At 67.6% G+C, this 3,665-nt stretch carries 4 protein-coding genes; all 4 read right to left on the reverse strand.

What is annotated here, in order from left to right:
* A partial coding sequence (locus ADL01_RS17955) for a phosphatase PAP2 family protein (RefSeq protein ID WP_053743020.1) occupies positions 1-640 on the reverse strand: 640 nt, incomplete at its 3' end.
* A 308-nt stretch (positions 641-948) separates the two neighbouring features.
* On the reverse strand, positions 949-1,956 hold the full coding sequence (locus tag ADL01_RS17960; RefSeq protein ID WP_234354689.1) for an NlpC/P60 family protein: 1,008 nt from the start codon (positions 1,954-1,956) through the stop codon (positions 949-951).
* A gap of 87 nt (positions 1,957-2,043) precedes the next feature.
* Positions 2,044-2,817 (reverse strand): trypsin-like serine peptidase, encoded by a 774-nt coding sequence (locus ADL01_RS17965; RefSeq protein WP_053743019.1) that lies wholly within the window; start codon positions 2,815-2,817, stop codon positions 2,044-2,046.
* Positions 2,818-2,908: 91 nt separating this feature from the next.
* A complete protein-coding gene (locus ADL01_RS17970) occupies positions 2,909-3,541 on the reverse strand; it encodes a hypothetical protein (RefSeq protein ID WP_234354690.1) in 633 nt (210 codons plus the stop codon).
* Positions 3,542-3,665: the final 124 nt, after the last annotated feature.

Here is a 3,665-nt window from a genome sequence, read left to right on the forward strand (position 1 = left end):
GCCCCCGAGCCCGAGCCCGAATCAACCACCCACCCCACCCAGACCCCTCAACAGCCCGGGTAACCGGAGTAAGCAACGCCATCGCCACCGGCGACAGCAGCAACACAACCGCCGTCCCCAACGCGAACCCACCCACCACATCCGTCGGGTAGTGCACCCCCATGTACACCTGACAGAACCCCTCCACCAGCGCGAGCCCTATCCCCACCATCCCGAACTTCCGATGCGCCACAAACAGCCCGACCCCCATCGCCATGGCGATCGTCGCGTGAGCGCTCACGAACGAGTAGTCGGACAGATCGGTCTTCCCGGAGACCAGAACCTCAAGCCCCTGGTGATCCAGAAACGGCCGGGGCCGCTGCACGAAACCCCGTATCGGAATGTTCACGAGCACCGCGACCGCCGCACCGAGCGGCGCCCAGACCAACGCGGCCACAGACACCGCCGCCTCGTCCCCACCCCGCCGCCGCACACTCCACCAACACCAGACCACGACGACCACCAGGGCCACCAACAGCCCGTACTCGCCGACGACTTCGACCACCCGGTCGAACCACCGGGGCGCGTCCTTGGCCAGGCCATTGATGTCGTAGAGCAGGTCGACGTCGGGATCCGACCCGGTTTCAGCGAGTCCAGCCATGATGCTGCGGCCCTTCGTCGTCATGTCCAGAGCGCACTGCTTCCGTGCGCCACTCCTGCCCAAGCCCACCCAGTGCCATAGGAACTCCCCGCTTGACACGTGCCACACGCACCACACGCACCAAACCCGCCACACGCGACAAACGGAACAGGCCCGACAACAAACCCAACCCGGGCGCCGGCGAATCCACTACGGGAACAGGAACGCACGCCTTCCGTTTATACGTTCCACTCTCCACCGAAAGATCACGCAGACGTTATCGAAGAGAGACACAAACTCGCAGCTCAGGGGAGGGTTTCACGCTGCGCTCACACAGCGGTGGGCAACGCTTTCGCGCCATCTTCGGTGACCCGGGTCGCCCCGAAGTAATCGGGGCTGTCGATCGGATCGAACCGGATGACGGCGCCGGTACGGGGCGCGTCAATCATGTAACCGCCGCCCACATAAATCCCCACATGCCGGATAGCCCGCGAATTGGTGAGGTCGTCGGAGAAGAAGACGAGGTCGCCCGGCAACAACTCCGCCCGCGAGGGATGCGCGCCGGCGTTGTACTGGTCGTTGGCGACCCTGGGCAACTCGACGCCCACACTCGCGTACGCGGCCTGGGTGAGCCCGGAGCAGTCGAAGCGTCCTTGCTGCTCAGCGGTACCGGTACCGCCCCAGAGGTAGGGCGTGCCGAGCTTGCCCTGGGCGTAGTTGATCGCCGCGGCGGCCTGCTCGGAGGGGTCGACGCGACCCACGGGAGCGGCAAAGCTCGTCTGCAGCGTGGTGATGGTCTTCACATAGTTCCGGGTCTCCGAATACGGCGGTACACCCCCGTATTTGATGACGGCGTACGCCCCCGCGTTGTAAGCGGCGAGCATGTTGTGCGTCGGGTCTCCGGGGGCGTCCTTCACGTACGAGGCGAGCTGGCAGTCGTACGACGCGGCCGACGGAATCGCGTCATTCGGGTCCCATACGTCGCGGTCGCCGTCACCGTCGCCGTCGATTCCGTGCGAGGCCCAGGTTCCGGGGATGAATTGCGCTATCCCTTCCGCCTTTGCCGGACTCTTCGCATTCGGATTGAATCCGCTCTCCTGGTACAGCTGCGCGGCGAGGAGGGCGGGATTGATGGCGGGGCACAGATTGCCCCACTTCTGTACGAGCGCGGTATACGCGGCCGGCACGGCCCCCTTGGCGAGCGCGACGCTCCCGCCGCCCGCCTGACCGGCAACGTTCCCGGCGACAAGGTAGACGCCCACGACAAGCAGCATCACGAAGCTGAGGGTGCCACCGACGGCAACGCTCGCCACGATCCATGCCTTACGCACCGTCAACCGCCCCTCACCGCCAGGGAGTACGCCCACGTCAGTGTAGAGGCGCTACCCACACCTGGAGGTGATCATGACGAAACGCGCCACTTCTCAATCGGAACCGAAGGACCCACCGGCCTCCCGATACAAGGCATCAGCCGCACCCCCCAGCACAGCGCTGTAGGACACATCATCAGTAGCCCCACCCTGCTGGAACCCCCCAAGCACCCCCACCACCTCCCCCTCCGCGTCCACCCATGGGCTCCCGCTCGTACCGTCCGTGAAGTCGGGACACTCGATGCGCTGCTGCGTACGACTTTGCTCGGTGGGCCGGTTGACACAGGTGAGGGGCACGTCCAGCACGTTGGGATACCCGGTGACGACAACAGGGGAGGCCCCGGTCTCCCGCCCCGGGGCGAAGGCGTTCGCCCCCACCGCGTCCTCCAGATCGCGCCCGCCCTTCGAGGCGACGACGGCGAAGGCGAAGTCGCTGTCCTCGTCGGCCCGGTCGCTCCAGGCCGCCGGTACGACGGTCTTGGTGATGCGCCACAGCCCGTAAGGTGCCCGGCCGTCCCGGTACCCGGGCGCGAAGACGACGTCCGTGTCCCCGCCGCCGCTCAGACAGTGCGCGGCGGTAAGTATCAGATCCCGCCCACCACTGCGCACGACGGAAGCGGTGCAGAAATGGCCGCCCTCCAGATCGCCGCTGAACAGGGCCCCCACCCGGGCCTCCCGGGGCACCGCACGGGCCTCGGCGAACACCCCGAGCGCCCCGGAGGCGCCGCTGCCGAGGTCGGCACCGGAGACGGAGGTGACGGCGAGCAGCACGACGACGGGAAACAACGCGTGCCACCGCTTGCACAAGGGATGAGTGAGGTGCTTCATCAGGGGCCACTGTGACGCGCGAAGGCAAGAACAAACGCGGCTGCTTGCTGAGAATCTGCCGTGAACCCGTAAAGGTGAAGGCCCCCTCGACCTAACCCAACTCCCCCGACTCTCCTCCCTCCCCCAACTCCCGCCGCACCCGTGCCCACGTATGGCTGTCCAGGCTGTCGAGCGGGCCGATCCGGGAGAGCTCGGTGCCGTCGCGCCCGAGAGCAACGATGACGGGACGCCCCCCGCGACTGATCTGGGGCCCCTTCCAGGCGACGACGAACCGGCGCCCCTCCGGCGCCTCGAACCGGCGTTCGCCGACGAGGACGTGACCGACGTCCCGCCCCAGGTACACGTGGGCGCGAGTGATCCAGGGAGCCGTCTCGAAGGAGCGCGGCGGGTCGCTACGGCTGGTGAGGCTGAGCGAACCCCCACTGACGCGAACCTCGATCACCTCGGCGTCGACGGGATCGCCCACCTCGGAGCTACCGACCCCCAGGGACCGCCACTGCCCGTCGTACCACTCCAGGATCCCGCCGTACTCCCGCGCCCTCGCGCTCTGCGGACGCCACACCATCCACACCGCCCCGACACCCGCGCCGGTGTCGACATCGGCCGACACCACCGTCAGTACCCGCCGAGGCACCCACCACGGCTGCGGCTCACCACCGCCCAGCACCCGCCGCACCACACCCGGTAACAGGCGCTCCACGCTCTCCGCCTGATCCCACGTCAAACCCCTAACCATCCCGAACCACCCCGCACACCCCCACGCACCCCAACCCACCCCAGGCGCACCCTCACGCCCCCTGCGCGCACCCCGCACGCCTCTGTGCACAGGCTGTGGATCACCTGTGCAC

The sequence above is a fragment of the Streptomyces sp. NRRL WC-3618 genome (genome assembly GCF_001280005.1).
GTDB lineage: Bacteria > Actinomycetota > Actinomycetes > Streptomycetales > Streptomycetaceae > Streptomyces.